21 protein-coding genes are annotated in these 24,461 nt (G+C 65.6%); 6 read left to right on the forward strand and 15 right to left on the reverse strand.

Translation table 11 applies throughout. The features are described 5' to 3' along the window. Positions 1-66 precede the first annotated feature (66 nt). The 6 genes from J2X09_RS00510 to scpA all read right to left on the reverse strand — a co-directional run bounded on the left by J2X09_RS00510 (position 67) and on the right by scpA (position 8,491). Positions 67-555 carry a VOC family protein gene (locus J2X09_RS00510; protein WP_204731397.1) on the reverse strand — a complete coding sequence of 163 codons (489 nt, stop codon included), beginning with the start codon at positions 553-555 and terminating at the stop codon, positions 67-69. Beyond that, complete coding sequence (gene bioB / locus J2X09_RS00515) at positions 552-1,586, reverse strand: biotin synthase BioB (RefSeq protein ID WP_204731398.1); 1,035 nt, start codon at positions 1,584-1,586, stop codon at positions 552-554. The genes J2X09_RS00510 and bioB overlap by 4 nt, the downstream gene beginning before the upstream one ends. Then, a complete protein-coding gene (locus J2X09_RS00520; RefSeq protein WP_204731399.1) occupies positions 1,583-3,631 on the reverse strand; it encodes an acetyl-CoA carboxylase biotin carboxylase subunit in 2,049 nt (682 codons plus the stop codon). Before J2X09_RS00520 ends, bioB begins: the two co-directional genes overlap by 4 nt. Positions 3,632-3,768: 137 nt before the next feature. Beyond that, positions 3,769-5,301, reverse strand: a complete 1,533-nt coding sequence (locus J2X09_RS00525) for an acyl-CoA carboxylase subunit beta (protein ID WP_204731400.1) — start codon at positions 5,299-5,301, stop codon at positions 3,769-3,771. A gap of 32 nt (positions 5,302-5,333) precedes the next feature. Next, positions 5,334-6,338 (reverse strand): methylmalonyl Co-A mutase-associated GTPase MeaB, encoded by a 1,005-nt coding sequence (gene meaB / locus J2X09_RS00530; RefSeq protein WP_204731401.1) that lies wholly within the window; start codon positions 6,336-6,338, stop codon positions 5,334-5,336. Next, a complete protein-coding gene (gene scpA, locus J2X09_RS00535; RefSeq protein ID WP_204731402.1) occupies positions 6,335-8,491 on the reverse strand; it encodes a methylmalonyl-CoA mutase in 2,157 nt (718 codons plus the stop codon). Before scpA ends, meaB begins: the two co-directional genes overlap by 4 nt. 126 nt (positions 8,492-8,617) lie before the next feature. Between scpA and J2X09_RS00540 the strand changes: the two genes are divergently transcribed. Then, the gene (locus tag J2X09_RS00540; protein ID WP_204731403.1) at positions 8,618-9,253 is read left to right on the forward strand and encodes a GntR family transcriptional regulator; all 636 of its coding nucleotides are present in this window, start codon (positions 8,618-8,620) and stop codon (positions 9,251-9,253) included. A 179-nt stretch (positions 9,254-9,432) separates the two neighbouring features. Here the strand turns inward: J2X09_RS00540 and dusA are convergent, their stop codons facing one another. Further along, positions 9,433-10,443, reverse strand: a complete 1,011-nt coding sequence (gene dusA / locus J2X09_RS00545; RefSeq protein WP_204731404.1) for a tRNA dihydrouridine(20/20a) synthase DusA — start codon at positions 10,441-10,443, stop codon at positions 9,433-9,435. 283 nt (positions 10,444-10,726) lie between these two features. Here dusA and J2X09_RS00550 point away from each other — a divergent pair, with 283 nt between their 5' ends. Genes J2X09_RS00550 through J2X09_RS00560 form a run of 3 tightly spaced genes read left to right on the forward strand, consistent with a single transcriptional unit; the run spans position 10,727 to position 14,463 of the window. Continuing rightward, a complete protein-coding gene (locus J2X09_RS00550; RefSeq protein ID WP_310306973.1) occupies positions 10,727-11,257 on the forward strand; it encodes a YajG family lipoprotein in 531 nt (176 codons plus the stop codon). A gap of 36 nt (positions 11,258-11,293) precedes the next feature. Then, the gene (locus J2X09_RS00555; protein WP_204731406.1) at positions 11,294-12,805 is read left to right on the forward strand and encodes an ATPase domain-containing protein; all 1,512 of its coding nucleotides are present in this window, start codon (positions 11,294-11,296) and stop codon (positions 12,803-12,805) included. After that, positions 12,802-14,463, forward strand: coding sequence for a response regulator (locus J2X09_RS00560; RefSeq protein ID WP_204731407.1), 1,662 nt, complete (start codon positions 12,802-12,804; stop codon positions 14,461-14,463). Before J2X09_RS00555 ends, J2X09_RS00560 begins: the two co-directional genes overlap by 4 nt. A 15-nt stretch (positions 14,464-14,478) precedes the next feature. Here the strand turns inward: J2X09_RS00560 and J2X09_RS00565 are convergent, their stop codons facing one another. The 4 genes from J2X09_RS00565 to J2X09_RS00580 form a co-directional block, all read right to left on the reverse strand. Beyond that, positions 14,479-16,215, reverse strand: coding sequence for a cation:proton antiporter domain-containing protein (locus tag J2X09_RS00565; protein ID WP_204731408.1), 1,737 nt, complete (start codon positions 16,213-16,215; stop codon positions 14,479-14,481). 141 nt (positions 16,216-16,356) lie between these two features. Further along, on the reverse strand, positions 16,357-17,094 hold the full coding sequence (gene phbB, locus J2X09_RS00570; protein ID WP_204731409.1) for an acetoacetyl-CoA reductase: 738 nt from the start codon (positions 17,092-17,094) through the stop codon (positions 16,357-16,359). Between the two features lie 59 nt (positions 17,095-17,153). Next, positions 17,154-18,332 carry an acetyl-CoA C-acetyltransferase gene (locus J2X09_RS00575; RefSeq protein ID WP_204731410.1) on the reverse strand — a complete coding sequence of 393 codons (1,179 nt, stop codon included), beginning with the start codon at positions 18,330-18,332 and terminating at the stop codon, positions 17,154-17,156. Between the two features lie 139 nt (positions 18,333-18,471). Beyond that, positions 18,472-20,319, reverse strand: a complete 1,848-nt coding sequence (locus tag J2X09_RS00580) for a PHA/PHB synthase family protein (protein ID WP_310306989.1) — start codon at positions 20,317-20,319, stop codon at positions 18,472-18,474. A gap of 131 nt (positions 20,320-20,450) precedes the next feature. Between J2X09_RS00580 and J2X09_RS00585 the strand changes: the two genes are divergently transcribed. Beyond that, a complete protein-coding gene (locus tag J2X09_RS00585) occupies positions 20,451-20,762 on the forward strand; it encodes a hypothetical protein (protein ID WP_204731411.1) in 312 nt (103 codons plus the stop codon). Here the strand turns inward: J2X09_RS00585 and pgeF are convergent. From pgeF to J2X09_RS00600, 3 genes are read right to left on the reverse strand one after another with little or no spacing between them, the layout of a single operon-like run. Then, positions 20,682-21,452 (reverse strand): peptidoglycan editing factor PgeF, encoded by a 771-nt coding sequence (gene pgeF / locus J2X09_RS00590; RefSeq protein ID WP_204731412.1) that lies wholly within the window; start codon positions 21,450-21,452, stop codon positions 20,682-20,684. The genes J2X09_RS00585 and pgeF overlap by 81 nt on opposite strands. Next, positions 21,452-22,093, reverse strand: a complete 642-nt coding sequence (gene maiA, locus J2X09_RS00595; protein ID WP_204731413.1) for a maleylacetoacetate isomerase — start codon at positions 22,091-22,093, stop codon at positions 21,452-21,454. The genes pgeF and maiA overlap by 1 nt, the downstream gene beginning before the upstream one ends. A gap of 43 nt (positions 22,094-22,136) precedes the next feature. Continuing rightward, entirely contained in the window at positions 22,137-23,024 is an 888-nt protein-coding gene (locus J2X09_RS00600; protein ID WP_204731414.1) for a LysR family transcriptional regulator, read from the reverse strand. Positions 23,025-23,038: 14 nt separating this feature from the next. Here J2X09_RS00600 and J2X09_RS00605 point away from each other — a divergent pair, with 14 nt between their 5' ends. Further along, a complete protein-coding gene (locus J2X09_RS00605) occupies positions 23,039-23,290 on the forward strand; it encodes a hypothetical protein (protein ID WP_204731415.1) in 252 nt (83 codons plus the stop codon). A gap of 17 nt (positions 23,291-23,307) precedes the next feature. Here the strand turns inward: J2X09_RS00605 and J2X09_RS00610 are convergent, their stop codons facing one another. Beyond that, positions 23,308-24,417: an alkene reductase gene (locus J2X09_RS00610; RefSeq protein WP_204731416.1), complete on the reverse strand. Its 1,110-nt coding sequence runs from the start codon at positions 24,415-24,417 to the stop codon at positions 23,308-23,310. Positions 24,418-24,461: the final 44 nt, after the last annotated feature.

The raw sequence follows: 24,461 nt of genomic DNA on the forward strand, positions 1-24,461 counted from the left end.
TCGCCAGTGGGCCGAACAAGGCAGGAAAAGGCGCCCTGCTCTGTCGTTCGTCGCGTCAGCGGTCTCTCAGCGAGGCTGGCCGGCCAGGCGGGCGAAGGCGCTCACCACCTCGGGCGGCGCCTGCACGAGTTCCACCAGCACGCCCTCGCCACCAATAGGGAACTCCTCGTTGCCCCTGGGGTGGAGGAAGGTGATGTCGAACCCGGCGGCGCCCTTGCGGATACCGCCGGGCGCAAAGCGAACACCCTGCGCGCTCAGCCATTCCACGGCGGCAGGCAGGTCATCGATCCACAGGCCCACGTGGTTGAGCGGCGTGGCATGGACGGCTGGCTTCTTTTCGGGGTCCAGCGGTTGCATCAGATCCACCTCGACCTTGAACGGCCCGCTGCCCATCGCACAGATGTCCTCATCGACGTTCTCGCGCTCGCTGCGGAAGGTGCCCGTGACTTCCAGGCCCAGCATGTCGACCCAGAGCTTGCGCAGGCGCAGCTTGTCGGGCCCCCCAATGGCGATCTGCTGGATACCCAGCACCTTGAAAGGACGTGGATGGCTCATGCGTGCTCCTCCTGTTGCACGGAAACCTGGCGCGTGGAGTAGCCCAGCTTGTCCAGCAGGCGCCGGTCAGCGTCCGCGTCGGGGTTGCCGGTCACCAGCAGTTTGTCGCCGTAGAAGATCGAGTTGGCACCGGCCAGGAAACACAGGGCCTGCACCGGCTCGCCCAGTTGCTGGCGACCCGCCGACAGGCGCACACGGGCCTTCGGCATGAGGATGCGTGCCACGGCGATCACGCGCACGAAATCCAGTGGGTCGATGGGGTCGCTGTCGGCCAGCGGCGTGCCCGGCACACGCACCAGGCTGTTGATCGGCACCGACTCGGGATACGGCTCCAGGTTGGCCAGTTGCGCCAGCAGGCCGGCGCGGTGCACGGGCGCTTCGCCCATGCCCACGATGCCGCCGCAGCACACGCTGATGCCAGCCGAACGCACGTGGGCCAGCGTGTCGAGCCGGTCCTGGTAGGTGCGCGTGTCGACGATGTCGCCGTAGTACTCGGGCGCGGTGTCGAGGTTGTGGTTGTAGTAGTCCAGGCCCGCGTCGCGCAGCGCCTGCGCCTGGTGCGACTCCAGCATGCCCAGCGTGGCACACGACTGCATGCCCAGCCCCTTCACGGCCCGGATCAGTTCGGCCACCTTCTCGATGTCCCGGTCCTTGGGTGCTCGCCAGGCCGCGCCCATGCAGAAACGCGTGGCACCCGCGTCCCGCGCGGCCAGGGCGGCCTGCGTCACCTCTTCCACGCTCATCAGCTTCTGCGCCTTCACGCCCGTGTCGAACTCCGCCGACTGGGGGCAATAGCCACAATTCTCGGGGCAGCCACCGGTCTTGACCGACAGCAGTGTGGCGAGTTCGATGTCGCGCACTGGCCAGTGCTCGCGGTGCACCGTCTGGGCGCGGAACATCAGCTCGTCGAACGGCAAGTCCAGCAGCGTCTGCACGGCTTCCACCGACCAGCGGCCCGGGTTCGCAGGGGCCGCGGCCGGTCTGTGCAGCGTGACAGGCCGCACCGCCTCCTTGCCAAGCACCTCGATCATGCGAACTCCACGATCGGCTGGTCCACCACCAGCGACTCGCCCTTGTTCGCGAGCACCTTGGACACGGTGCCATCGGCGGCGGCGAACAGCACGTTCTCCATCTTCATGGCCTCGATCACCGCCACGCGTTCACCGGCCTGCACCTTCTGCCCGGGCTGCACCGCGATGTCCACCAGCAGGCCAGGCATGGGCGAGAGCACATACTTGCTCATGTCGGCCGGCGCCTTGAAAGGCATGAGCCCGTGCAGCTCGGCCATGCGCGGCGACACCACCATGGTTTCGATGCGCGTGCCATTGTGCTGCACCACGAGCGCCAGCGGATTGCGCGGCGTACCGCGCTCGATCTGCACGGTGAAGGGCTGGCCGTTGCAGGCGCCCGTCACGCAGATGTCGTTCAGGCGCGAGAGGCTGGAGATGGCGTAGCGCTTGCCATCGACGGTGACCACCGCCGATCCGATCTGCCCGACCACCTCGTCCACGTGCACCGCCTTGCGCACATGCTCGCCTTTCGCGTCGAGCACGATCACCGAGTAGTCGTGGCCCACCTTCACGCCGTAGCCCGGCAACTGGCCCGAGAGGCCCGCAGCGCGCTCGCGCGACTTGCGCCGCACGAAAGCAGCCATGGCGACGAGGAAATCGGGATCGCTGTGCGGCACGTCCTCGGCCCGGAAACCCTGGCCATAGTGCTCGGCGATGAAACCGGTGTTGAAATCACCCGCCACGAACTTCGGATGCGCCAGCAGCGCAGCCTGGAACGGGATGTTGCTGCTGATGCCACGGATCACGAAACCGTTGAGCGCCTCGCGCATCTTCGCGATCGCGTCGAGGCGGTCGGTGCCATGCACGATCAGCTTGGCGATCATCGAGTCGTAGAACATCGGGATCTCGCCACCGTCCTGCACGCCCGTGTCCACGCGCACGCCGTTCAGATCGGTCGTGTTGGCCTGGAACATGGTCTGTGCCGGCGGCGTGAAACGCACCAGCCGGCCGGTGCTGGGCAGGAAGTTGCGAAACGGGTCCTCGGCGTTGATGCGGCATTCGATGGCCCAGCCGTTGCGCTTCACGTCGGCCTGCGCCAGTGGCAGCTTCTCACCGGCCGCCACGCGGATCATCAGCTCCACCAGGTCCAGCCCGGTGATGCATTCGGTCACCGGATGCTCCACCTGGAGGCGGGTGTTCATCTCCAGAAAGTAGAAGTCCTGGTCCTTGCCGACCACGAACTCCACCGTGCCCGCGCTCTGGTATTTCACCGCCTTGGCCAGCGCCACGGCCTGCTCGCCCATGGCCTTGCGCGTGGCCTCGCTGATGAAGGGCGACGGGGCCTCCTCGATCACCTTCTGGTGGCGGCGCTGGATCGAGCATTCGCGCTCGTTGAGGTAGATCACGTTGCCATGCGAGTCGCCCAGCACCTGGATCTCGATGTGGCGCGGCTCCTGCACGAACTTCTCGATGAAGATGCGGTCGTCGCCGAAGCTGTTGCGGGCTTCGTTCTGGCAGGCCGTGAAGCCTTCCAGCGCTTCCTTGTCGTTGTAGGCCACGCGCAGGCCCTTGCCACCACCGCCCGCGCTGGCCTTGATCATCACCGGGTAGCCGATGCCCTTCGCGATCTCGACCGCGCGCTCCGCGGACTCGATTGCGTCGTTCCAGCCCGGAATGGTGTTGACCTTCGCCTCGCTCGCCAGCTTCTTCGAAGCGATCTTGTCGCCCATGGCCGCGATGCTGAAGTGGCGCGGCCCGATGAAGGCCATGCCCTCGTCTTCCACGCGCTTGGCGAAGGCCTCATTTTCCGAGAGAAAGCCGTAGCCGGGGTGGATCGCCTGCGCGCCGGTTTTCTTGGCGGCCTCGATGATCTTGTCGGCCACCAGGTAGGACTCGCGCGAGGGCGCCGGACCGAGCAACACCGCTTCATCGGCCAGCTGCACATGGCGCGCTTCCTTGTCGGCTTCGGAATACACCGCCACGGTGGCGATGCCCATCTTCTTGGCGGTGGCGATCACGCGGCAGGCGATCTCGCCACGGTTGGCAATCAGGATCTTGGTAAACATGGTTCTTCCAATCTGTTCAATACCGATTCATGTCCGGAGCGACATTCCAGAAATGCCGCGGAACCGGCTTTGCCCGGCCGCTGGCGCTGCCCCTTTGAGGGAGTGACCCGCGAAGTGCGGCGGGGGTGTGGGCCTGCTCACAGGGGAATGTTGCCGTGCTTGCGCCACGGGTTTTCGAGCTTCTTGTCCTTGAGCATCACCAGCGAACGGCAGATGCGCTTGCGCGTCTCGTGCGGCAGGATGACGTCGTCGATGAAGCCGCGCGCGCCAGCCACGAAGGGGTTGGCGAAGCGGGCCTTGTACTCGGCCTCGCGCTGCGCGAGCTTGGCCGGGTCCTTCTTCTCCTCGCGAAAGATGATCTCCACCGCGCCCTTGGCGCCCATCACGGCGATCTCGGCGTTGGGCCAGGCGAAGTTCACGTCGCCTCGCAGGTGCTTGGAGCTCATCACGTCGTACGCGCCGCCGTAGGCCTTGCGCGTGATCACGGTGATCTTGGGCACCGTGCATTCGGCGTAGGCGTAGAGCAGCTTGGCGCCGTGCTTGATGATGCCGCCATACTCCTGCGAGGTGCCAGGCATGAAGCCGGGCACGTCGACGAAGGTCACCACAGGAATGTTGAAGGCGTCGCAGAAGCGCACAAAGCGCGCGGCCTTGATGGAGCTCTTGATGTCCAGGCAGCCCGCCAGCACCAGCGGCTGGTTCGCCACGATGCCCACCGTCTGGCCGTCCATGCGCGCGAAGCCGATCAGGATGTTCTTCGCGTACTCCGGCTGCAGTTCAAAGAAGTCGCCGTCGTCCACCGTCTTGAGGATGAGCTCCTTCATGTCGTAGGGCTTGTTCGGGTTCTCTGGCACCAGCGTGTCCAGGCTGAGCTCCACGCGATCGAGCGGGTCGCCACTGGGGCGCACCGGCGCCTTTTCGCGGTTGTTGAGTGGCAGGTAGTTGTAGAGCCGGCGCAGCATGAGCAGCGCTTCCACGTCGTTCTCGAACGCGAGATCGGCCACACCACTCTTGGTGGTGTGGGTGACCGCGCCACCCAGCTCTTCGGAGGTCACTTCCTCGTGCGTCACGGTCTTCACCACCTCGGGGCCGGTCACGAACATGTAGCTCGAGTCCTTCACCATGAAGATGAAGTCCGTCATGGCGGGCGAGTAGACCGCGCCGCCGGCCGAGGGGCCCATGATCATGCTGATCTGCGGCACCACACCGCTGGCCATCACATTGCGCTGGAACACGTCGGCGTAACCACCGAGCGAGGCCACCCCCTCCTGGATACGCGCACCGCCCGAGTCGTTGAGGCCGATCACCGGCGCGCCCACCTTCATCGCCTGGTCCATCACCTTGCAGATCTTCTCGGCATGGGCTTCGGACAGCGCGCCACCGAACACGGTGAAGTCCTGGCTGAAGACGAACACCAGGCGGCCGTTGATCATGCCGTAGCCGGTGACCACACCGTCGCCAGGAATCTTGTTGTCCTGCATGCCGAAATCGGTGCAGCGGTGCTCGACGAACATGTCCCATTCTTCGAAGGTGCCCTCATCGAGCAGCACCTCCAGCCGCTCGCGGGCGGTGAGCTTGCCCTTGGCATGCTGCGCGGCAATGCGCTTCTCGCCTCCGCCCAGGCGGGCCGCAGCGCGCTTGCGTTCGAGTTGTTCAAGGATGTCCTGCATGGAAGTTCTCCGTAATAGAGCGGTCGTTCAAATCAGTCGAAAAGGTCGAGCAGCTGCCGCGCGGCGGTGGACGGCGGCAGTTCGCCTGCCAGCACCTGGCGCGTGGTGTCGTCGAGTTGCTGGCGCACCTGCGGGTGCGCGCGGAAGCGTTGCTTGAGGCCGGCATCGATGCGCTCCCACATCCAGGCACGCGCCTGCTGCTGCCGGCGTGCGGGCAACTGGCCGTTGCCCGTCTGCACCTCGCGGAACCGCGTGACCTCGGCCCAGAAAGCATCCACGCCCCGGCCCTGCAAGGCACTGAGCTGGATCACTTGCGGATGCCAGAGGGCGGTGTCGTGGTGCGCATGCTCGGGGTTGCCATGCAGGCCCAGCAGCCGCAGCGACGAGGTGATCTGCGCGCGGGCGCGCGTGGCGGCATCGGGGTCCAGATCGGCCTTGTTGATGACGACCAGGTCGGCCAGCTCCATCACACCTTTCTTGATCGCCTGCAGATCATCGCCCGCGTTGGGCAGTTGCATGAGCACGAACATGTCGGTCATGCCACTCACCGCCGTCTCGCTCTGGCCCACGCCCACGGTCTCCACGATCACGATGTCGTGCCCCGCGGCTTCGCACACGAGCATGGCTTCCCGCGTCTTCTCGGCCACCCCGCCCAGCGTGCCGCTGCTCGGGCTAGGGCGGATGTAGGCGCGCTCGTGCACCGAGAGCCTTTCCATGCGCGTCTTGTCGCCGAGGATGGAGCCACCCGACACCGACGAGGACGGATCGATGGTGAGCACCGCCACCCGGTGGCCCCTGTCGATCAGGTACAGACCCAGCGCCTCGATGAACGTGCTCTTGCCCACGCCAGGCACACCGCTGATGCCCAGGCGAAGCGCCTTGCCGGTGTGGGGCAGCAGAGCGGTGAGCAATTCATCGCCCTGCGCCCGGTGATCCGCTCGGGTGGACTCCAGCAGCGTGATCGCCTTGGCCATGGCGCGGCGCTGCACGGCAGCTCCACCGCGCAGGATGCCTTCAAGCAGCGCCTGAGGGGTCACCCCTGGGCTTTCCTGATCTGCTCCAGCACGTCCTTGGCGCTGGCGGGAATGGGCGTGCCCGGGCCGTAGACGCCCTTCACCCCGGCCTCGTAGAGAAAGTCGTAATCCTGGCGTGGAATCACACCGCCCACGAACACGATGATGTCGTCCGCACCCTGCTTCTTCAGCTCGGCAATGATGGCCGGCACCAGCGTCTTGTGGCCGGCCGCGAGGGTGGACACGCCCACTGCGTGCACATCGTTCTCGATCGCCTGGCGCGCGCATTCCTCGGGTGTCTGGAACAGCGGGCCCATGTCCACGTCGAAGCCCAGGTCGGCGAACGCGGTGGCCACCACCTTGGCGCCCCGGTCGTGGCCGTCCTGGCCGAGCTTGCTGATCATCACGCGCGGACGGCGGCCCTGCTCTTCGGCGAAGGCGTTGATCTCGGTCTTGAGGGCTTCCCAGCCCTCGGCGGAATCGTAGGCAGCTGCGTACACACCGGTCACCTTTTGCGTATCGGCGCGGTGGCGTCCGTACACCTTTTCCAGGGCATCGCTCACCTCGCCCACCGTGGCGCGCAGGCGGATGGCCTGGATCGAAAGATCGAGCAGGTTGCCCTCCCCGCTGTCGGCTGCAGCGGTGAGCGCGTCGAGCGCGGCCTGCACCCTGGCGCCGTCACGCGTCGCGCGGATCTGCTTCAGGCGCGCAATCTGCGATTCGCGCACCTTCACGTTGTCTACTTCCAGAATATCGACCGTGTCTTCCTGCTTGAGCTTGTATTTGTTGACGCCGACGATCACATCCTTGCCGGAGTCGATGCGCGCCTGCTTCTCGGCGGCCGCCGCCTCGATCTTGAGCTTGGCCCAGCCGCTGTCGACCGCCTTGGTCATGCCACCCATGGCTTCCACCTCTTCGATGATGGCCCAGGCCTTGTCGGCCATGTCCTGTGTGAGGCTTTCCATCATGTAGCTGCCGGCCCAGGGGTCCACCACATTGGTGATGTGCGTCTCTTCCTGAATGATCAGCTGCGTGTTGCGCGCAATGCGCGCGCTGAACTCGGTCGGCAGCGCAATGGCTTCGTCGAGCGCGTTGGTGTGCAGGCTCTGCGTGCCACCGAACACCGCGGCCATCGCCTCGATGGTGGTGCGCACCACGTTGTTGTACGGGTCCTGTTCGGTGAGCGACCAGCCCGAAGTCTGGCAGTGCGTGCGCAGCATCAGGCTCTTGGGGTTCCTGGCGTTGAAGCCCTTCATGATGCGCGTCCACAGCAGGCGGGCGGCGCGCATCTTGGCGATCTCCAGGTAGAAGTTCATGCCGATCGCCCAGAAGAACGAGAGGCGGCCGGCGAAGTCGTCCACGTCCATGCCCTTGGCAATCGCGGTCTTCACGTATTCCTTGCCGTCGGCCAGCGTGAACGCAAGCTCCAGCGCCTGGTTCGCACCGGCTTCCTGCATGTGGTAACCCGAGATCGAGATCGAGTTGAACTTCGGCATGTGCTTCGCCGTGTACTCGATGATGTCGCCAATGATCTTCATCGACGGCTCGGGCGGGAAGATGTACGTGTTGCGGACCATGAACTCCTTGAGGATGTCGTTCTGGATGGTGCCGCTCAGCTTGTCCTGCCCCACGCCCTGCTCTTCCGCCGCCACCACATAGCCCGCCAGCACCGGCAGCACGGCGCCGTTCATGGTCATGGACACGCTCACCTTGTCCAGCGGAATCTGGTCGAACAGGATCTTCATGTCCTCCACGCTGTCGATGGCCACACCGGCCTTGCCCACGTCGCCGGTCACGCGCGGGTGGTCGCTGTCGTAGCCGCGGTGCGTGGCCAGGTCGAAGGCGACGGACACGCCCTGCCCACCAGCGGCCAGCGCCTTGCGGTAGAAGGCATTGCTTTCCTCGGCGGTGGAAAAACCCGCGTACTGGCGGATCGTCCAGGGCCGCACCGCGTACATGGTGGCCTGCGGCCCACGGATAAAGGGTTCGAAGCCCGGCAGTGTGTTGGTGTGCGGCAGGCTGGCTGTGTCGGCTGCGGTGTAGAGCGGCTTGACGCGGATGCCATCGGGCGTGATCCAGTCCAGCGCGGACACGTCGCCACCGGGCGCCGATTTTTGGGCGGCCTGGGCCCAGGCTTCCAGGGTGACAGGGGCGAACTCAGGCGGTTTCTGGCTCATGGCGAAAACTCGGTGGATGGGGAAAACCCCCGGCATCTTACATCATTCATAATTATTGATGCAAAATATTCTTCCTGACTTACAATGCAGACCGTCTTACCTGATGGCACTGCCCCCCCCCGACACATGTCCGCCCTCTCGCTCTCGCCCCGCGCCCTGTACGAAGAAGTCGCTGAGCTCCTGCGTCAGCGCATCTTCCGCCGCGAGCTCGAACCCGGCAGCTGGATCGACGAACTCAAGATCGCCGAGGAATACGGCATCAGCCGTACCCCGTTGCGCGAGGCATTGAAGGTGCTTGCTGCGGAGGGCCTCGTCACGATGAAGGTGCGGCGTGGCGCCTACGTGACGGAAGTGTCAGAGAAAGACCTGGCCGACGTCTACCACCTGCTTGCCCTGCTCGAGTCGGACGCCGCCGGCGTGGTGGCCATCAAGGCCACCGATGAGGAACTGGCCGGCCTCCAGGCGCTGCACGAGGAGCTTGAGGGGGCGGTCAACGAGCGCGATCGTTTTTTCGCCCTCAACGAGCAGTTCCACATGCGTGTGCTGGAACTGGCGCGCAATCGCTGGCGCGAACAGATGGTGGCGGACCTGCGCAAAGTGATGAAGCTCAACCGGCACAACTCGCTGCTCAAGAGCGGCCGCATCGCAGAATCGCTGACCGAGCACCGCGCCATCGTCGCCGCACTCACCCAACGCGATGTGGCGCTCACGGTGCAGCGCATGCGCGAACACTTTGAAAGCGGTCTCGAAGCGGCTGTTTGAAACACCCCCCTGCGCCGCTTTGCGGCTTCCCCCCTCTCTGACGCGCCTTCGGCGCTTGGAGGGGAGACGGCATCTCGGGCCGGCGGAGCCGGACCTTTGATGCCTCTGGCTAAGGTGGTTTCATTCGTTGCGGGCCGCGCTCCGGAGCCGTTAAACCCTGCTGAACCGACTTTCCGTCGTCAGGTGGTTTCGGCTTCCAGACCCACGTATTCCTGCGCCATGGCCCACACCTCGCGCGGGGGCAAGGGTTTCAGGCGGTGGTCGCTCCAGATCTGGCGCCAGCGGCGGGCGCCACGCAAGCCATGGCGCAGGCCGAGCATGTGGCGGGCAATCGCGTACCAGGGGCAGCCGTCTTCCTGGAACGCGCGTTCCATGTAGGTCACCATCTGCTCCTCGACCGCTTCCCGGGTTGCGGTTGACGGTGCCGCGCCGAAGAAGGCCTCGTCCCACGACGTGAGCAGCCAGGGGTTGTGGTAGGCCTCGCGGCCCACCATCACGCCGTCGACGTGCTGCAGGTGATCAGCGATCTGTTCATTGGTGGTGATGCCACCGTTCACGCCGAAGGTGAGCTGCGGAAAGTCGCGCTTGAGGCGGTGCGCAAGTTCGTAGCGCAAGGGCGGAATCTCGCGGTTCTCTTTCGGTGACAGGCCTTGCAGCCATGCATTGCGCGCATGCACGAGGAAAACCTCGCAACCGGCCTCACTGACCGTGCCCACGAAATCGCGCACGAAGTCGTAGCTCTCCACCTTGTCGATACCGATGCGGTGCTTGACCGTGACCGGGATGGACACCGCGTCCACCATCGCTTTCACGCCGTCGGCCACCGTCTGCGGCTCGGCCATCAGACAGGCTCCGAAGGCGCCGCGCTGCACGCGCTCGCTGGGGCAACCGCAATTGAGGTTGATCTCGTCGTAACCCCATTGCTCACCGAGCCGCGCCGCATGCGCCAGATCGGCCGGTTCACTGCCACCGAGCTGCAGGGCCACCGGGTGTTCCTCGGCGTTGAAGCGCAAGTGCCGCTGCACGCTCCCGTGCGTGATGGCACCGGTGGTGACCATCTCGGTGTACAGCAGGGTGTGCTTCGAGAGCAGGCGGTGCAGGTAACGGCAGTGCCGGTCGGTCCAGTCCATCATCGGGGCGACGGAAAGGCGCCAGGGACTCAGCGGTGGGTGCGAGGGAATGTGTTCCACGAGATTCGGACGTCGTCAGTCGTACACGGGCGGGGCACGTGCGAAACCGACATTGTCCCATCCGACAAAAGAAAACCCGCCGAAGCGGGTTTGGAACCTCCTGGCGGAGGAGAAGCTCGGGAAGGGGGAGAGCTTCGGAGACATTCTGTCTGACAGTGACCGCAGTATCTGGGGGCATACCTCCGTGACCTTGTCGGAAGGGTTGCCACGCCCCTGTAGGACAGCAGGCCGATTGACGCTTCGAGGGTGGTGCCATCGCGGTTCGGTGGCCAAAATGAAGTGCATGAATACCCGACCGCTCCCCATGAAGTACCGCACGTGTGCGGTCATCGCCCTCCTCGCGACATCGCTTGCCGGATGCAGCACCACCGTGCAGAAGGTTCCGCTGCTTCCCCCCACCGTCGCATCCACCGCCGCCGCAGGTGTGCAAGTGATCGACTCCCGCACAAGCCCTGACGTGAAAGTTGATACGGAGCGCGTCGTCGGTGATGGCGGGCCGGTGATCATCACGACGGAGCCCTCGGTGACGGAAGCCTTGCGCAGCTGGGTGGCCGCAGGCTACCAGGGGCCGCAGCCGTTCTACGTGGGGCTGGAGAAGCTGGAGGTGCGCCACAAGCAGGGCCTGGCGTCCGCCGACCAGTTCACATGCGCCGTGGATTCGCAGGTGCGCGCCGGCGGTGAGACCGGACGCCCCGTGCGCACCAGTCTGAGCAGCTCCCCCACGGGCGACGCGATCGGCGTCGGGGTTTTCCTCTCGCAATGCCTGGAAGCCCATGCCCGAGACATCAACCAGGCCGCTGCGGCAACGCGGTAGAGACACCCCCCACTTTCTCGTTACGCAGCCCTGCCTATGCCCAACAACAACACCCCGAACCCAAGCCAGACCCGCGCATCCACCGGCATTTCCGGACTGGACAACGTGCTCAACGGCGGCCTGCCCAGCGGGCACCTCTACCTTTTCGAAGGGGAGCCGGGAACCGGCAAGACAACGCTGGGGCTGCACTTCCTTCTCGCGGGTCTGGAAATTGGCGAGAAGGGTCTGTACGTCACACTCTCGGAAACGGCGAAAGAGCTGAAAACCGTGGCGCGCTCCCATGGCTGGGACCTCGACCAACCTGGCATCACCGTGTTCGAACTGGTGGGCGAAAACGAGTTGGGCCCTGATGCGGAGCAATCCATCATCCACCCCGCCGAGCTGGAACTCAGCGAGACGGTGCAAGGGGTGATGAAACAGGTGGAAAACATGCGCCCCCAACGCGTGGTGTTCGACAGCCTGTCGGAAATGCGGCTGCTGGCCCAGGATCCGCTGCGCTACCGCCGGCAGGTGCTGGCGCTCAAACATTTCTTCGCGCAACACGGCTGCACGGTCCTGATGCTGGACGACCTGAGTGCCAGAACCGGCGACATGCAGTTGCGCAGCATCGCCCATGGCGTGGTCTGGCTGCACCAGGTGGTGGGTCAGTACGGTGCCGACAAGCGCTATCTGCGGGTGGCGAAGATCCGCGGCATCAAGTTCCGCAGCGGCGAACACGACTTCAAACTGGACACAGGTGGCATACAGGTTTTCCCCCGCCTGGTGGCGGCCGAGCACCACAACCATTTCAAGGCCGAGAACGTGAGCACGGGCAACCACGCACTGGACGTCGCTTTGGGCGGCGGGCTGGCAAGGGGCAGCAACACGCTGTTCATCGGTCCCTCGGGCGTTGGCAAGACGACCACGGCCCTGGCCTGTGTGCACGCAGCGATCCAGCGCGGCGAGAAAGCCGCCTACTACCTGTTCGACGAAGGCCTCGGCACGCTGCTGCCGCGGGCGCAAGCGCTGGGCTACAGCCTGTCTGAAGAGATCGAGCGTGGCAATTTGCTCATCAACGCACTCGATCCCGCCGAGGTGACGGCCGGTGAGTTTGCCGCCCGCGTGCGGCAGGCCGTCGAGAGGGACGGCGTTCAGGCCGTCGTGATCGACAGCCTGAACGCCTACCTTCAAGCCATGCCGGGCAGCAAGTTCCTCCTGTTGCAGATGCACGAGTTGCTGACCTACCTCAACCAGCGCGGCATCATGACCATCCTCGTGCTGGGCCAGCACGGCGTTCTGGGGGAGGGGCGTCAGGACATCGACTTGAGCTACCTCAGCGATGCGGTGGTGATGTTCCGGTACTTCGAGGGTCGGGGCAATCTGCTCAAGGCGCTGTCCGTCACCAAGAGCCGCACGAACCAGCATGCCACCAGCATCCATGAGTTCCGTCTCGGCGCGGGCGGCGTGGAAGTGGGCGAGGCACTGACCGATTTCGAGGGCGTCATCGCCGGCGTGTCGCGCTACACCGGAAACCTTGCGTTGCTGGGCGACTCGACCGACGACACATGACGACGTCAACCGAATCCCGCGTCCTGGTGATGGCCCCGCAAGGCCGCGATGCGCAGGTGGTCTGCCAGGTGGTGAGCGGCCTGGCACCCACGCACACCGTCTGCACTGCGCAGTCGCTGCTGGAGGAGTTGCAGCGCGGCGCGGCGGCAGCCGTGGTCACGGAAGAGGCGTTCACGGTGTCTGCGGGCAGTCCGCTGGACGGCTGGTTGAGGGCACAACCGTCCTGGTCCGACCTTCCCTTCGTTGTGCTGGGGAGCAAGCGCACCGGACGGCGGCCCGTCAATGCGCTGTCTTCACTGCACCTGATGGGCAACGTGATCCTGCTCGAGCGCCCCCTGAGTCCCGACACATTGCGCAGCGCGGTCGAGGCCGCCGTTCGCGCCCGTGCGCGCCAGTACTCGACGCGAGAAACGCTGCAGGAACTGAGCGACACGCGGGACAAGTTCGGCCAGCTCAACCTCGACCTGGAAAAACGCATCGAGGGTCGCACGCGCGAGCTCTCGGACGCCAACAACCGCCTCATGAACGAGATCACCGAACGCGAGCGCGCCCAGACTGCCCTGCTCCAGGTGCAGAAAATGGAGGCAGTCGGTCACCTCACGGGTGGTATCGCCCACGACTTCAACAACTTGCTGCACGTCATCGGGGTCAACCTCGACCTCCTGCTGCGCATCGAGGACAACCCCCAGGCGGTGAAGGTGGTCGAGGTGGCCAAGCGCACCGTCAAACGCGGCAGCCAGCTCACCGCCCAGCTGCTGGCATTCGCGCGCACGCAATCGTTGCTGCCCCGGCCCACGGACATCAATGCACAGGTCCATGGCATGCGCGAACTGATCAGCAGCTCCATCGGCTCACGCATCCAGCTGGATTTCCGGCTGGAGCACCCCCGCGCCGTGGCCCTGCTGGACCCGAACCAGCTGGAGATGTCAGTGCTCAATCTCGCGCTCAACGCGCGCGACGCCATGCAGGACGGTGGCACCCTCACCATCTCGACCGTTGATGCATCGACCGTGGTCGACCGCAACACGGCCCCGGCCATCCGCCTCACCGTGGCCGACACCGGCAGTGGCATTCCAGCTTCGATCCGGGAAAAGGTGTTCGAGCCCTTCTTCACCACCAAACCCATGGGCAGCGGAACGGGCCTGGGCCTGGCACAGGTGTACGGCTTCGCGCGGCAGTCGGGCGGCGAGGTACGGATCGACAGCAGTCCGGTCGACGGCACACGGATTCACCTGCTGTTTCCGCTGCTGGACGAATCGCAGGAGAAGGTGCTCGTCGAACCGCCTCCTGTCATGGCGGTCACACCGCGCAAGCGCATCCTGGTCGTCGAAGACGATCCGGATGTGCGTCAGTCCATCGTGCAGAGCCTGGAAGTCATGGGCCACGAAGTCAGCTCGGTGAACAATGGCCCCGCCGCCCTCGAATTCCTGACCCGGACCCAACCGGACCTGCTGATCGTGGACTATGTGATGCCGCTCATGAACGGTGCAGAGGTGATCCGCCAGGTGCAGGCCACCTGGCCTCGGATTGCCATCATCCTGGCCACGGGTTATGCCGACATGGAAAACGTGGGCCGCGTGCTGGGCGCGAAATCGATCCTGAAGAAGCCCTTCGGCGTCGCCACCCTCGCCGAGGCGGTGCACCTCGCCTCGCTCTAGCGGGCAGCCTTGCCGTCAGGCTGCGGCGCGAGCGCCGTTGTGGCCGTGGTTGTGCGTGGCGGCGCCCCGGGAGTGCTCCAGCACGTAGCGCGTCATCGACTGCGCCAGTTCCTCCTCGCCGAGAAACACCTTGCCGGCCACTTCCTTCTCGAGCAGGCTCGCTTCTTCCTCGCTGTGGGTGCGCACCACGGTCTGGATGTCCGGGTTCAGTGTGCGCGCAGTGGCGATCATCTGGCGGACGTTGAGTGTGTCGGGCGTGGCGATCACGAGCATGCCGGCGCGCGCGATATGGGCCTGGATCAGCACCGCCGGGTCGGCCGCATCGCCGAACACAGCGGCAATCCCACGCTCGCGCAGTCGCTCGACGATGTCGCGGTTCTCTTCGGCCACGACGTAGGGCAGGTGCTGCTCTTCCAGCGCGGCGGCAATGCGCCGGCCCACCCGGCCATAGCCCACCAGCACCACCTGGCGAGAGAGGAATTTCTCGTGCGTGGTCATCGGCAGTTCGGCCAGCGGGTCGTCGCGCTGCTCCAGTTTGCGGGCGAACTCGGAGTTCTTGCGCAGCCACCCCTGCAGCGGGTTGATGGCCTTGAACCACAGCGGGTTGGTGGCGATGGAGATGAGCGCACCGGCCAGCACCAGGCTCTGGCCCTCGGGTGGCAGCAGCCCGAGCGACGCGCCGAGCCCCACCAGGATGAACGAGAACTCACCGATCTGCGCCAGGCTCGCCGAGACGGTGAGCGCGGTGTTGAGCGGGTAGCGCATGGCCACCACAAGCGCGGCGGCGGCCACCGACTTGCCCACGATGATGATGAGCACCACACCCAGCACTTGCAGCGGACGCTCGATCAGCACAGCCGGGTTGAACAGCATGCCCACCGACACGAAAAACAGCACGGCAAATGCATCGCGCAGCGGCAGCGACTCCTCCGCCGCGCGGTGGCTGAACTCGGATTCGCGCAGCACCATGCCAGCGAAGAACGCACCCAGCGCGAACGAGACACCGAACAGCGCGGCGGACCCGAAGGCGATGCTCACCGCTGCGGCCACCACACACAGCGTGAACAGTTCGCGCGAGCCGGTGCGCGTGACCTGCCAGAGCAGCCAGGGAAACACGCGCCGCCCCACCACCAGCATCAGGGCCACGAAGCCGCCCACCTGCAACAGCGTGAAACCCAGCGTGCGCCAGATCGAGTCGAGGTCGCCGTCGGAGCCCTTGCCCCCCAGAAAACCCGCGAGCGGTGGCAGCAGCACCAGCACGAGCACCATGGCCAGATCTTCCACCACCAGCCAGCCGACCGCGATGCGACCGGTGAACGAATCCAGAATCCCCAGGCTCTCCAGCGCGCGCAGCAGCACCACTGTGCTGGCCACCGAGAGCGAGACCCCAAACACCAGTGCACCGCCCAGGCTCCACTCCCACCACCACATGGCCATGGCCATGCCCATGAGCGTGGCCACCGCCATCTGCACCACTGCACCAGGCAGCGCGATCTTGCGCACCGAGAGCAGGTCTTCCAGCGAGAAGTGCAGGCCCACGCCGAACATCAGCAACATCACGCCGATCTCGGCGAGCTGTGCGGCGATCTCCGCGTCGGCCACGAAGCCGGGCGTGAACGGCCCGATGATCACACCCGCGAGCAGGTAACCCACCAGCGCGGGCAGACGGACCTTGGCTGCAATGAAGCCAAGGATCAGCGCCAGCCCCAGGCCCGCAGCAATGGTGTTGATCAATGAAATGCTGTGGGGCATTGGCCGGAAACTCCTGGCGCTGAAAGGTAGAAGGGATGGGTGGGTGCGTTCGAATTTACACCAGCACCCCGATTCACCGTGCGGAAACAAAAAAGAAACCCGCCGAAGCGGGTTGTCGTGCAGGCGGAGCGGAGAGCCGCTTCAGCCCATGTGCAGGCCTCCGTTGACGGAGAAGTCGGCACCGGTGGCATAGCCGCCCTCCTCGCTGGCCAGCCACGCGATGATCGAAGCGATCTCGCTCGGTTCGCCCAGGCGCTTGACCGGCACGGTGGCCACGATCTTCTCCAGCACGTCAGGGCGGATGGCCTTGACCATGTCGGTCCCGATGTAACCTGGGCTCACGGTGTTGACCGTCACGCCCTTTGTGGCCAGCTCCTGCGCCAGCGCCATCGAGAAACCGTGCATGCCCGCCTTGGCGGCCGAGTAGTTGGTCTGACCGGCCTGGCCTTTCTCGCCGTTGACCGACGAGATGTTGATGATGCGGCCCCAGCCCTTTTCCACCATGTCGGCCACGACCTGCTTGGTCACGTTGAACATGGAGTTCAGGTTGGTCTCGATCACGGCGTCCCAGTCGTCGCGCGACATCTTGAGGAACATGCGATCGCGCGTGATGCCGGCGTTGTTCACCAGCACGTCGATGGTGCCGTGCTCGGCCTTGGTCTTGGTGAAGGCCTCGACGGTGGAATCCCAGTCGCCCACATTGCCGACGGAGGCGTGGAAGGTGTAACCCTGTGCCTTCTGTTCGTCGAGCCACTTGTTGTAGTCGCGCGTGGGGCCGCAGCCCGCGATAACCGTGAAACCTTCCTTGTGCAGGCGCTGGCAGATGGCGGTACCGATGCCACCCATGCCGCCTGTGACGTACGCGACTTTCTTGCTCATTTCTTGTGCTCCTTGTGCCTTCTGGCGATGTTGTGATGCGTTCCGATTTAACCGTGAATTCAGCGTTCGACCGCGAGGGAAACCCCCATGCCACCACCGATGCACAACGCGGCGAGCCCCTTCCTCGCATCGCGGCGCTGCATTTCGTTGAGCAAGGTGACGAGGATGCGGCAGCCGGAGGCGCCAATGGGATGCCCGATGGCGATGGCGCCGCCGTTGACGTTGACACGGGCTGGGTCGATGTCCAGCGCCTTGTTGACGGCGCAGGCCTGGGCAGCAAAGGCTTCGTTGAGCTCGAACAGGTCAACATCGCTGGTCTTCCATCCCGCACGGGCCAGCGCCTTCTTCGATGCGGGCACGGGCCCCATGCCCATCGTGGCCGGGTCCAGGCCGCTGGTGCCGAACGCAGCGATGCGCGCCAGCGGCTTGAGGCCCAGGGATGCTGCCTTCTTGGCGCTCATCACCATCACGGCGGCCGCGCCATCGTTGATACCCGACGCATTGCCCGCCGTGACGGAGCCGGCCTTGTCGAACGCGGGCCGCAGGCCAGCCAGGGCTTCGGCGCTGGTCTTCTTGTTGATGAACTCGTCGGTGTCGAACACCAGCGGATCGCCCTTGCGCTGCGGAATGCTCACACCGACGATCTCGTCCTTGAACTTGCCGGCGTCCTGAGCGGCGGCGGCCTTCTGCTGGCTGGCCAGCGCCAGCGCGTCCTGCGCATCGCGGCTGATACCGTGTTCCTTGGCCACGTTCTCGGCGGTGATGCCCATGTGGTACTGGTTGTAGACGTCCCAGAGGCCGTCGACGATCATGGTGTCGGTCATCTTCCAGTCGCCCATGCGCTGGCCGTCGCGGCTGCCATTGAGCACGTGCGGCGAGGCACTCATGTTCTCCTGGCCACCGGCGATCACGATCTCGCTGTCGCCCCAGGCCACGGCCTGCGCCGCCAGCATCACGGCCTTGAGGCCCGAGCCGCAGACCGCGTTGATGGTGAGCGCCGGGGTTTCCTTGGCCACACCCGCCTTCATCATGGCCTGGCGCGCCGGGTTCTGGCCCACACCCGCCGCCAGCACCTGGCCCATGATCACCTCGCCGATGGCGTCGGCCGGCAGGCCCGTGCGCTCCAGCAGCGCCTTGATGACGATGCTGCCCAGCTCGGTGGCCGGCGTCTTGGCGAGCGAGCCGCCGAACTTGCCCACGGCGGTGCGGGCGGCTGAAACGATGACGATGTCTTCCATGCGATGTCTCCTTGGTGAAGTCAAAAAATGAGCGAGCGTCCGACGCACTCCTTTCCAGGGACATCGAGAACCCGGCTTTGCCAGGCCTCGGATGCCGCCCCCTGGAGGGGATAGCGCGAAGCGCTGCGGGGGTGTTTCATCAGGCTTTTGCCTTGACGTAGCGGCCAGGCGCCGGCTCGATGGCCGCATAGCGTCTGGCTTTCCCGTACGTTTTCGGTGCAGCAATTTGCTTGCCAGCCAGCGGCTTGAGCCAGGCGGACCAGTCGGTCCACCAGCTGCCGGGGTGCTCGGTCGCGCTGGCGATCCAGTCCTTCACGTCGGACGGGAACTTGCCGGCAGGGCCGATCCAGTGGCTGCGCTTGTTCTTGGAAGCGGGATTGATCACGCCCGCGATGTGACCCGAAGCGCCCATGACAAAGCGCTTCTTGCCAGGGAAGATCTGCGTGCTGCCGTACGCGCCGCCGATGGGCACGATGTGGTCCTCGCGCGAGCCGTAGATGTAAACCGGCAGCTTCACCTGGCGGAAGTCGATCTTCTCGCCGCACACCGTGGTCTTGCCTGGCTTGACCAGGTTGTTCTCCAGGTACATCTGCCGCAGGTACCACGCGTAGTAAGGCCCGGGCAGGTTGGTGCTGTCGGAGTTCCAGTAGAGCAGGTCGAACGGGGGCGGCGTCTCGCCCTTGAGGTAGTTGCCCACCACATAGTTCCACACCAGGTCGTTCGGTCGCAGGAAGCTGAAGGTGGTCGCGAGATCGCGACCGGGCATCAGGCCGCCGTCGGAGAACTGCATCTCGCGGAACTTCACGAAGTTCTCGTCGATGAACACGTCCAGGATGCCCGTGTCGGTGAAGTCCAGCAGCGTGGTGAGCAGGGTCACACTGTGCACCGGCTCATCACCACGCGCGGCCAGCACGGCCAGCGCGGTACCGAGCATGGTGCCGCCTACGCAGAAGCCCAGGGCGTTGATGGTCTCGGCGCCGGTGATGTCCTGCGTGACGCCGATCGCCTTGATGACCGCGTCCTCGATGTAGTCGTCCCACGTCTTGTGTGACAGCGATTCGTCGGGATTGCGCCAGCTCACCACAAAGGTGCGGTGCCCCTGTTCCACACAGTAACGGATCAGCGAGTTCTCGGGTTGCAGATCGAGGATGTAGAACTTGTTGATGCAGGGCGGCACCAGCAGGAAGGGACGTTCGTACACCTTGGCGGTGAGCGGCTTGTATTCGATCAGCTGGAACAGCTCGTTCTCGAACACCACCGCGCCTTCGGTGGTGGCCACGTTCTTGCCGACCTCGAACACGCTCTCGTCCGTCATGGAAACGTGGCCCTGCTTCATGTCGTGCAGCAGGTTGGCCATGCCCTTGGCGATGCTCTCGCCCTGGGTGTCGATGGCCTTCTTCTGGGCTTCGGCGTTGAAGGCCAGGAAGTTGCTGGGTGCACTGGCGTCGATCCACTGCTGCACGGCAAAACGAACGCGCGTTCGCGTCTTGGCATCGCCCTGCACGGCATCGGCCATCGCCATGAGCGTGCGCGCGTTGAGCAGGTAGGCGGCAGCGGCAAAGGCGGCCATCGGGTTGCTGCTCCAGGCTTCCGATGCGAAGCGACGGTCGCCACCGGGCTTCACATTCGGGCCCTGGTTCCACAGGCCTGCGATTTCCTTCAGGTAATTGTTCTGGATCTCCAACAGCTGCGCCGGGTCGAAGCTGACCTGCTGGCCGTTGTTCGCCTGGCTGAACATCTCGCCCAGCGCGGGCATGCCGGGAAACGCTGCGCCGGCGGACGGCATGGGCATGCCGAAGGGGTTGGCCGCGCCGCCCTGTGGCATGAAGGCCTTGAAGGCCGCGAAGGGATCACTGGCGCCAGCCTGCGCACCCGCCACCGCACCCGGAAGGGCCTGGGCCATCTGTGTCCATTGCTGCACGAGGTTCTGCTGGAACTGCTGGGCGGTTTCCAGCCAGTCCGTGGAGGGGTTCTTGCCCGATGTCATGCTGGTCTCCTGGGGTGTTGCCTGACGCCTATCATGGGCAGCCCTTGGGGGAGAGATTTCCGGATCTTCCCCAGGGTTCGCGTGCCCGCTTCCAGCAGGCTGGCACGGTGGTCCGGGCTGCAAGGAATGTCGTGTATCTGGTGGTGATCGGTTGGATGTACGTGGTGCTCATGATGTCGGTGGCCGAGGCAACCAACTCCACGGGCTCTGTTCTGGGAGCCATTGTGACCTTTTTTCTTTACGGTTTGCTTCCATGCGCACTGGTGGTTTACCTGATGGGCACGCCGCTGCGGCGCAAGGCCATCAAGGCACGCGAGGCGACAGAGCTACAGGCGCAGCAAGCCGCGCAGGCCACCACCCCGTCAAACGATCCAGACGCAGGCGGCCATGCGCCCGGTGCTGCCGAGCCGGGCAGCGTCGCGCCGGTGAGAAAAGAACCTTGAGTCCTGCGCGACGGTGCACCAGTCGCCGCTGCCATCATTGCCATGTATCTGGGTGACGCCCACGGCCCGCAGGCGACGCCGCGCCAGGGCCGGCAGGTCGGCCAAGAACTTGCCGTCACCCCGGGGCCAGAAGTGCGCAGCAGCGCCCGGGTCGGGGCCGACGAAAGCCGCACACACCTCGGGTCCGACCTCGAAAGCCTGAGGCCCGATGCAAGGCCCCAGCCACGCCACCACATCGCCCTCGCCGGCTGCATCGCCCAGTGCCTGCACGGTGGCCTCGATCACGCCATGCGCCAGTCCCCGCCACCCCGCATGGGCGGCAGCCACGGCCGTGCCCGAGGCATGGGCCAGCAGCACGGGCAGGCAGTCGGCCACCATGATCGTGGCGGCCGCGCCGGGCCCGACAGCCACGCAGCCATCGGCCTCGGTGCCATCGGGCGTATCAGGCGAGAGCCGCACGACCGCCGTGCCGTGCACCTGCCGCAGGAAGACGGGCCGCGCGGGCGCGAGGAACGCCGCCAGCCGTTCACGGTTGACCGCCACCGCCAGCGGCTCGTCTTTCACGTGGTCGCCGAGGTTGAAGCTGTCGAACGGCGACGACGACACACCACCGGCGCGGGTGGTGAACAGTGCGCGCACGCCCGGCGGTGCCGGCCAGTCGGGCAGAAGGCCGTCCGACGCCGGCTGCATCAGGCCTCCGCGTCGGGACAGGCCGAGGGCTGGGCCTGCTGGAAGGCCGGCAACGCCATGCAGGCCTCGAACGCCGCCATGGTCCGCGGCAGACCACTGAAGTCGGTCTTGAAACGCTGGCCGTTGAAGATCTGGGGCACCAGGCAGCAATCGGCCATGGTGGGTGTGTCGCCAAAACAATACGTGGATGCCGGCTGCTGCTCCAGCTGGCGTTCGAAAGACTCCAGGCCAGCGCGCACCCAGTGGCGGTACCAGACGTTCTTCGGCTCCTCCTCCACCTTGAGTTCCCTGGTGAGGTACTTGAGGACGCGCAGGTTGTTGATCGGGTGGATCTCGCAGGCCACGATCTGGGACAGGGCACGCACACGGGCACGGCCCACTGCACCGGCGGGCAGCAGCGCGGGCTTGGGGTGCAGCTCGTCCAGGTACTCGATGATCGCCATCGACTGCGTCAGGCGCGTGCCGTCATCGAGTTCGAGCATGGGCACCAGGCCTTCCACCGCCTTGTCGGTGAACGCCGGCAGCTTGTGATCGCCACGTGCGATGTGCACGGGTATGTAGTCGTAGGAGATGCCCTTGAGCGCGAGTGCAATGCGCACGCGGAACGAGGCCGAGGAGCGGAAGTAGTTGTAGAGCTTCATGCGCGCAAGGATAAACCGAGCGCTCTCGCGCAACCGCCTGCCCTCAGTTGGAGAAGCCGGCCAGCACCTCGAGCACGCTTTGCACCGCCCGGTTGGGTTGCGGCGCACGCCGATGAGCCACCGCCATCGGGCGCGTCAGCGGCGGCTCCAGGTGGCGCACCTGCACCCCCGGGCTGCGCAGTTGGTCCTGCACCTCTTCCAGCGGCAGGATGGCCGCGCTCTGGCTGGCGGCCGCCAGACTTTTCAGCGCGCCCGGATAACTCATGGTGAGAAACGGCCGGGGGTTGTGGCCAGCCTGGCCGAACCAGGCGGCAATGAGCCCATGCATCTGCGTGGCCGGCGCGAACGAGGTCCAGCGGCGGCCGGCCAGCCAGTCGGGCGTCACGCGCTCGGGCGCATCCCAGGACGCGGGCAGCAACACCACCATGTCATCGTTCCGCCAGGGTGTGAGCACGATGTCGCCCATGGCGGGTTGCGGGCTCGCGACGATGGCCACGTCCAGCGTGCCGGCCTTCAACCGCAACATGGCCTCCGCCGAGCCGACCGCTTCCAGCTTGATGTCCACCCCCGGGTTGCGCCGGGCCAGCGCCTCCAGCATCAGCGGCAGCAACCGGGTGCTCACACCCGCCGACACGCCGACCTTGACCATCCCTTCACGGCCGGCGGCGCGCCGCTGCACCAGATCGATCAGATCGTCGCTCGCTGCCAGCAGCTTGCGCCCTTCCTGCACCAGGGCTTCACCGGCGGGTGTCAGATCGGCCCGGCGCCGCCCGCGCACGAGCAGGCTGGCCTGCATGCGCGATTCCAGCTCCTTGATGTGCAGACTCACGGTCGGCGGAGCCAGGTGCAAGGCCTGCGCGGCGGCAGCGAAGGTGCCGAGATCGGCAATCGCCACCAGCGTCTGCAGCTGGTCGAGGTTCAGATTTCGCATCAGGATTTGTGAAGTTGGTGTTCATTCAATTCAACTTTACAGATGGTAAGGCCTTGGCGAGCATCGTCTGCATGCGAGACAACACCACCCAGACCTCCCCAACCCGCCTCCCGCATCGGGCGGCCACGCCCCATAAAAAAGACCGCAACACCTGGCGGCGTGCGGTCGATTCCGTGCGAGACAGCTGGTCGCGTGCCGCTGCCGCGCTGGCGCGCGCCGAACAGCACATCATGGAAAACTTCCGTCAGCCGCCCCACGGCGGCTGACGCCTGCGGCGGGGGCCTCAGGCCTGGGTGGCGAGCGTCGGATAGTCGGTGTAGCCCTTGGCGCCACCGCCGTAGAAGGTCGTCTTGTCAGGCGCATTGAACGGACCGCCCTGCTTCAGCCGCGCCACGAGGTCCGGGTTGGCGATGTAGGTCTTGCCGAAGGCGACGAGGTCGGCACCTTTGTCCAGCGCGGTCTGCGCCAGCGTGGCGTCATAGCCGTTGTTCACCATCCACGCGGCGCGGCCGCCGGCGGCGCGGTAGGCCTCACGCAACGCGGCGTAGTCGAACGGGCGGTCCGGAATCTCGCGCGGGCCGCCTGTGGCGCCCTCGATAAAGTGCACGTAGGCCAGGTCGAAACGCGCCAGCTCGCGCAACACGTACGTGAAGAGTGGCTGCGGGTCAGCGTCGACCACGTCGTTCGCCGGCGTCACCGGGGAGAGGCGGATGCCGGTCCGGGCTGCGCCGATCGCATCGGTCACCGCCTTCACCACCTCCAGCAGCAGGCGTGCGCGGTTCTCGATGCTGCCGCCATAAGCGTCCGTGCGGTGGTTGCTGCCGGTCTTGAGGAACTGATCGATGAGATAACCGTTGGCGGCATGGATCTCCACACCGTCGAATCCCGCTTCAATGGCGGCCAGTGCGGCCTTGCGGTAGTCCTCGACGATACCGGGCAACTCGCCTGCCTCAAGCGCCCGTGGCACCGAGGTATCGACGAAGGTTGGCACGCCGTCCTTGATCAGCACGGTCTTGGTTTTGGCCGCGATGGCCGATGGCGCCACTGGCGCGCCCCCGCCGGGCTGCAGCTCGGTGTGCGACACGCGGCCCACATGCCAGAGTTGGGTGACGATCTTGCCACCCGCAGCGTGAACCGCTGCCGTCACACGCTTCCAGCCTTCGATCTGCTCCGGCGCGTACAGGCCGGGTACGTCGGCATAGCCCTGCCCCTGGTGGGTGATGGCGGTGGCTTCGGTGATCAGCAGGCCCGCGCTGGCGCGCTGTTCGTAGTAGGTGGCCATGAGCGGCGTGGGCACGGCGTTCGGCGCACGGTTGCGCGTGAGCGGCGCCATGACGACGCGGTTGGACAGGGCGATCTGGCCAGCGGTGGTGGGTTCGAAGAGACGGTTCATCGGAAAAACAGTGGGTGGGTGAACGATGCGCCATTCTGCGCACC

It is taken from the genome of Hydrogenophaga laconesensis, assembly GCF_031457235.1.
Taxonomy (GTDB): Bacteria; Pseudomonadota; Gammaproteobacteria; order Burkholderiales; family Burkholderiaceae_C; genus Hydrogenophaga; species Hydrogenophaga laconesensis.

What these genes read in the sequence shown, in the direction of transcription:
- J2X09_RS00510 (WP_204731397.1), bottom strand. Translation starts at nt 555, where the DNA reads ATGAGCCATCCACGTCCTTTCAAGGTGCTGGGTATCCAGCAGATCGCC.
- bioB (WP_204731398.1), bottom strand. Translation starts at nt 1,586, where the DNA reads ATGATCGAGGTGCTTGGCAAGGAGGCGGTGCGGCCTGTCACGCTGCAC.
- J2X09_RS00520 (WP_204731399.1), bottom strand. Translation starts at nt 3,631, where the DNA reads ATGTTTACCAAGATCCTGATTGCCAACCGTGGCGAGATCGCCTGCCGC.
- J2X09_RS00525 (WP_204731400.1), bottom strand. Translation starts at nt 5,301, where the DNA reads ATGCAGGACATCCTTGAACAACTCGAACGCAAGCGCGCTGCGGCCCGC.
- scpA (WP_204731402.1), bottom strand. Translation starts at nt 8,491, where the DNA reads ATGAGCCAGAAACCGCCTGAGTTCGCCCCTGTCACCCTGGAAGCCTGG.
- J2X09_RS00540 (WP_204731403.1), top strand. Translation starts at nt 8,618, where the DNA reads ATGTCCGCCCTCTCGCTCTCGCCCCGCGCCCTGTACGAAGAAGTCGCT.
- J2X09_RS00550 (WP_310306973.1), top strand. Translation starts at nt 10,727, where the DNA reads ATGAATACCCGACCGCTCCCCATGAAGTACCGCACGTGTGCGGTCATC.
- J2X09_RS00555 (WP_204731406.1), top strand. Translation starts at nt 11,294, where the DNA reads ATGCCCAACAACAACACCCCGAACCCAAGCCAGACCCGCGCATCCACC.
- J2X09_RS00560 (WP_204731407.1), top strand. Translation starts at nt 12,802, where the DNA reads ATGACGACGTCAACCGAATCCCGCGTCCTGGTGATGGCCCCGCAAGGC.
- J2X09_RS00565 (WP_204731408.1), bottom strand. Translation starts at nt 16,215, where the DNA reads ATGCCCCACAGCATTTCATTGATCAACACCATTGCTGCGGGCCTGGGG.
- phbB (WP_204731409.1), bottom strand. Translation starts at nt 17,094, where the DNA reads ATGAGCAAGAAAGTCGCGTACGTCACAGGCGGCATGGGTGGCATCGGT.
- J2X09_RS00575 (WP_204731410.1), bottom strand. Translation starts at nt 18,332, where the DNA reads ATGGAAGACATCGTCATCGTTTCAGCCGCCCGCACCGCCGTGGGCAAG.
- J2X09_RS00580 (WP_310306989.1), bottom strand. Translation starts at nt 20,319, where the DNA reads ATGACATCGGGCAAGAACCCCTCCACGGACTGGCTGGAAACCGCCCAG.
- pgeF (WP_204731412.1), bottom strand. Translation starts at nt 21,452, where the DNA reads ATGCAGCCGGCGTCGGACGGCCTTCTGCCCGACTGGCCGGCACCGCCG.
- maiA (WP_204731413.1), bottom strand. Translation starts at nt 22,093, where the DNA reads ATGAAGCTCTACAACTACTTCCGCTCCTCGGCCTCGTTCCGCGTGCGC.
- J2X09_RS00600 (WP_204731414.1), bottom strand. Translation starts at nt 23,024, where the DNA reads ATGCGAAATCTGAACCTCGACCAGCTGCAGACGCTGGTGGCGATTGCC.
- J2X09_RS00610 (WP_204731416.1), bottom strand. Translation starts at nt 24,417, where the DNA reads ATGAACCGTCTCTTCGAACCCACCACCGCTGGCCAGATCGCCCTGTCC.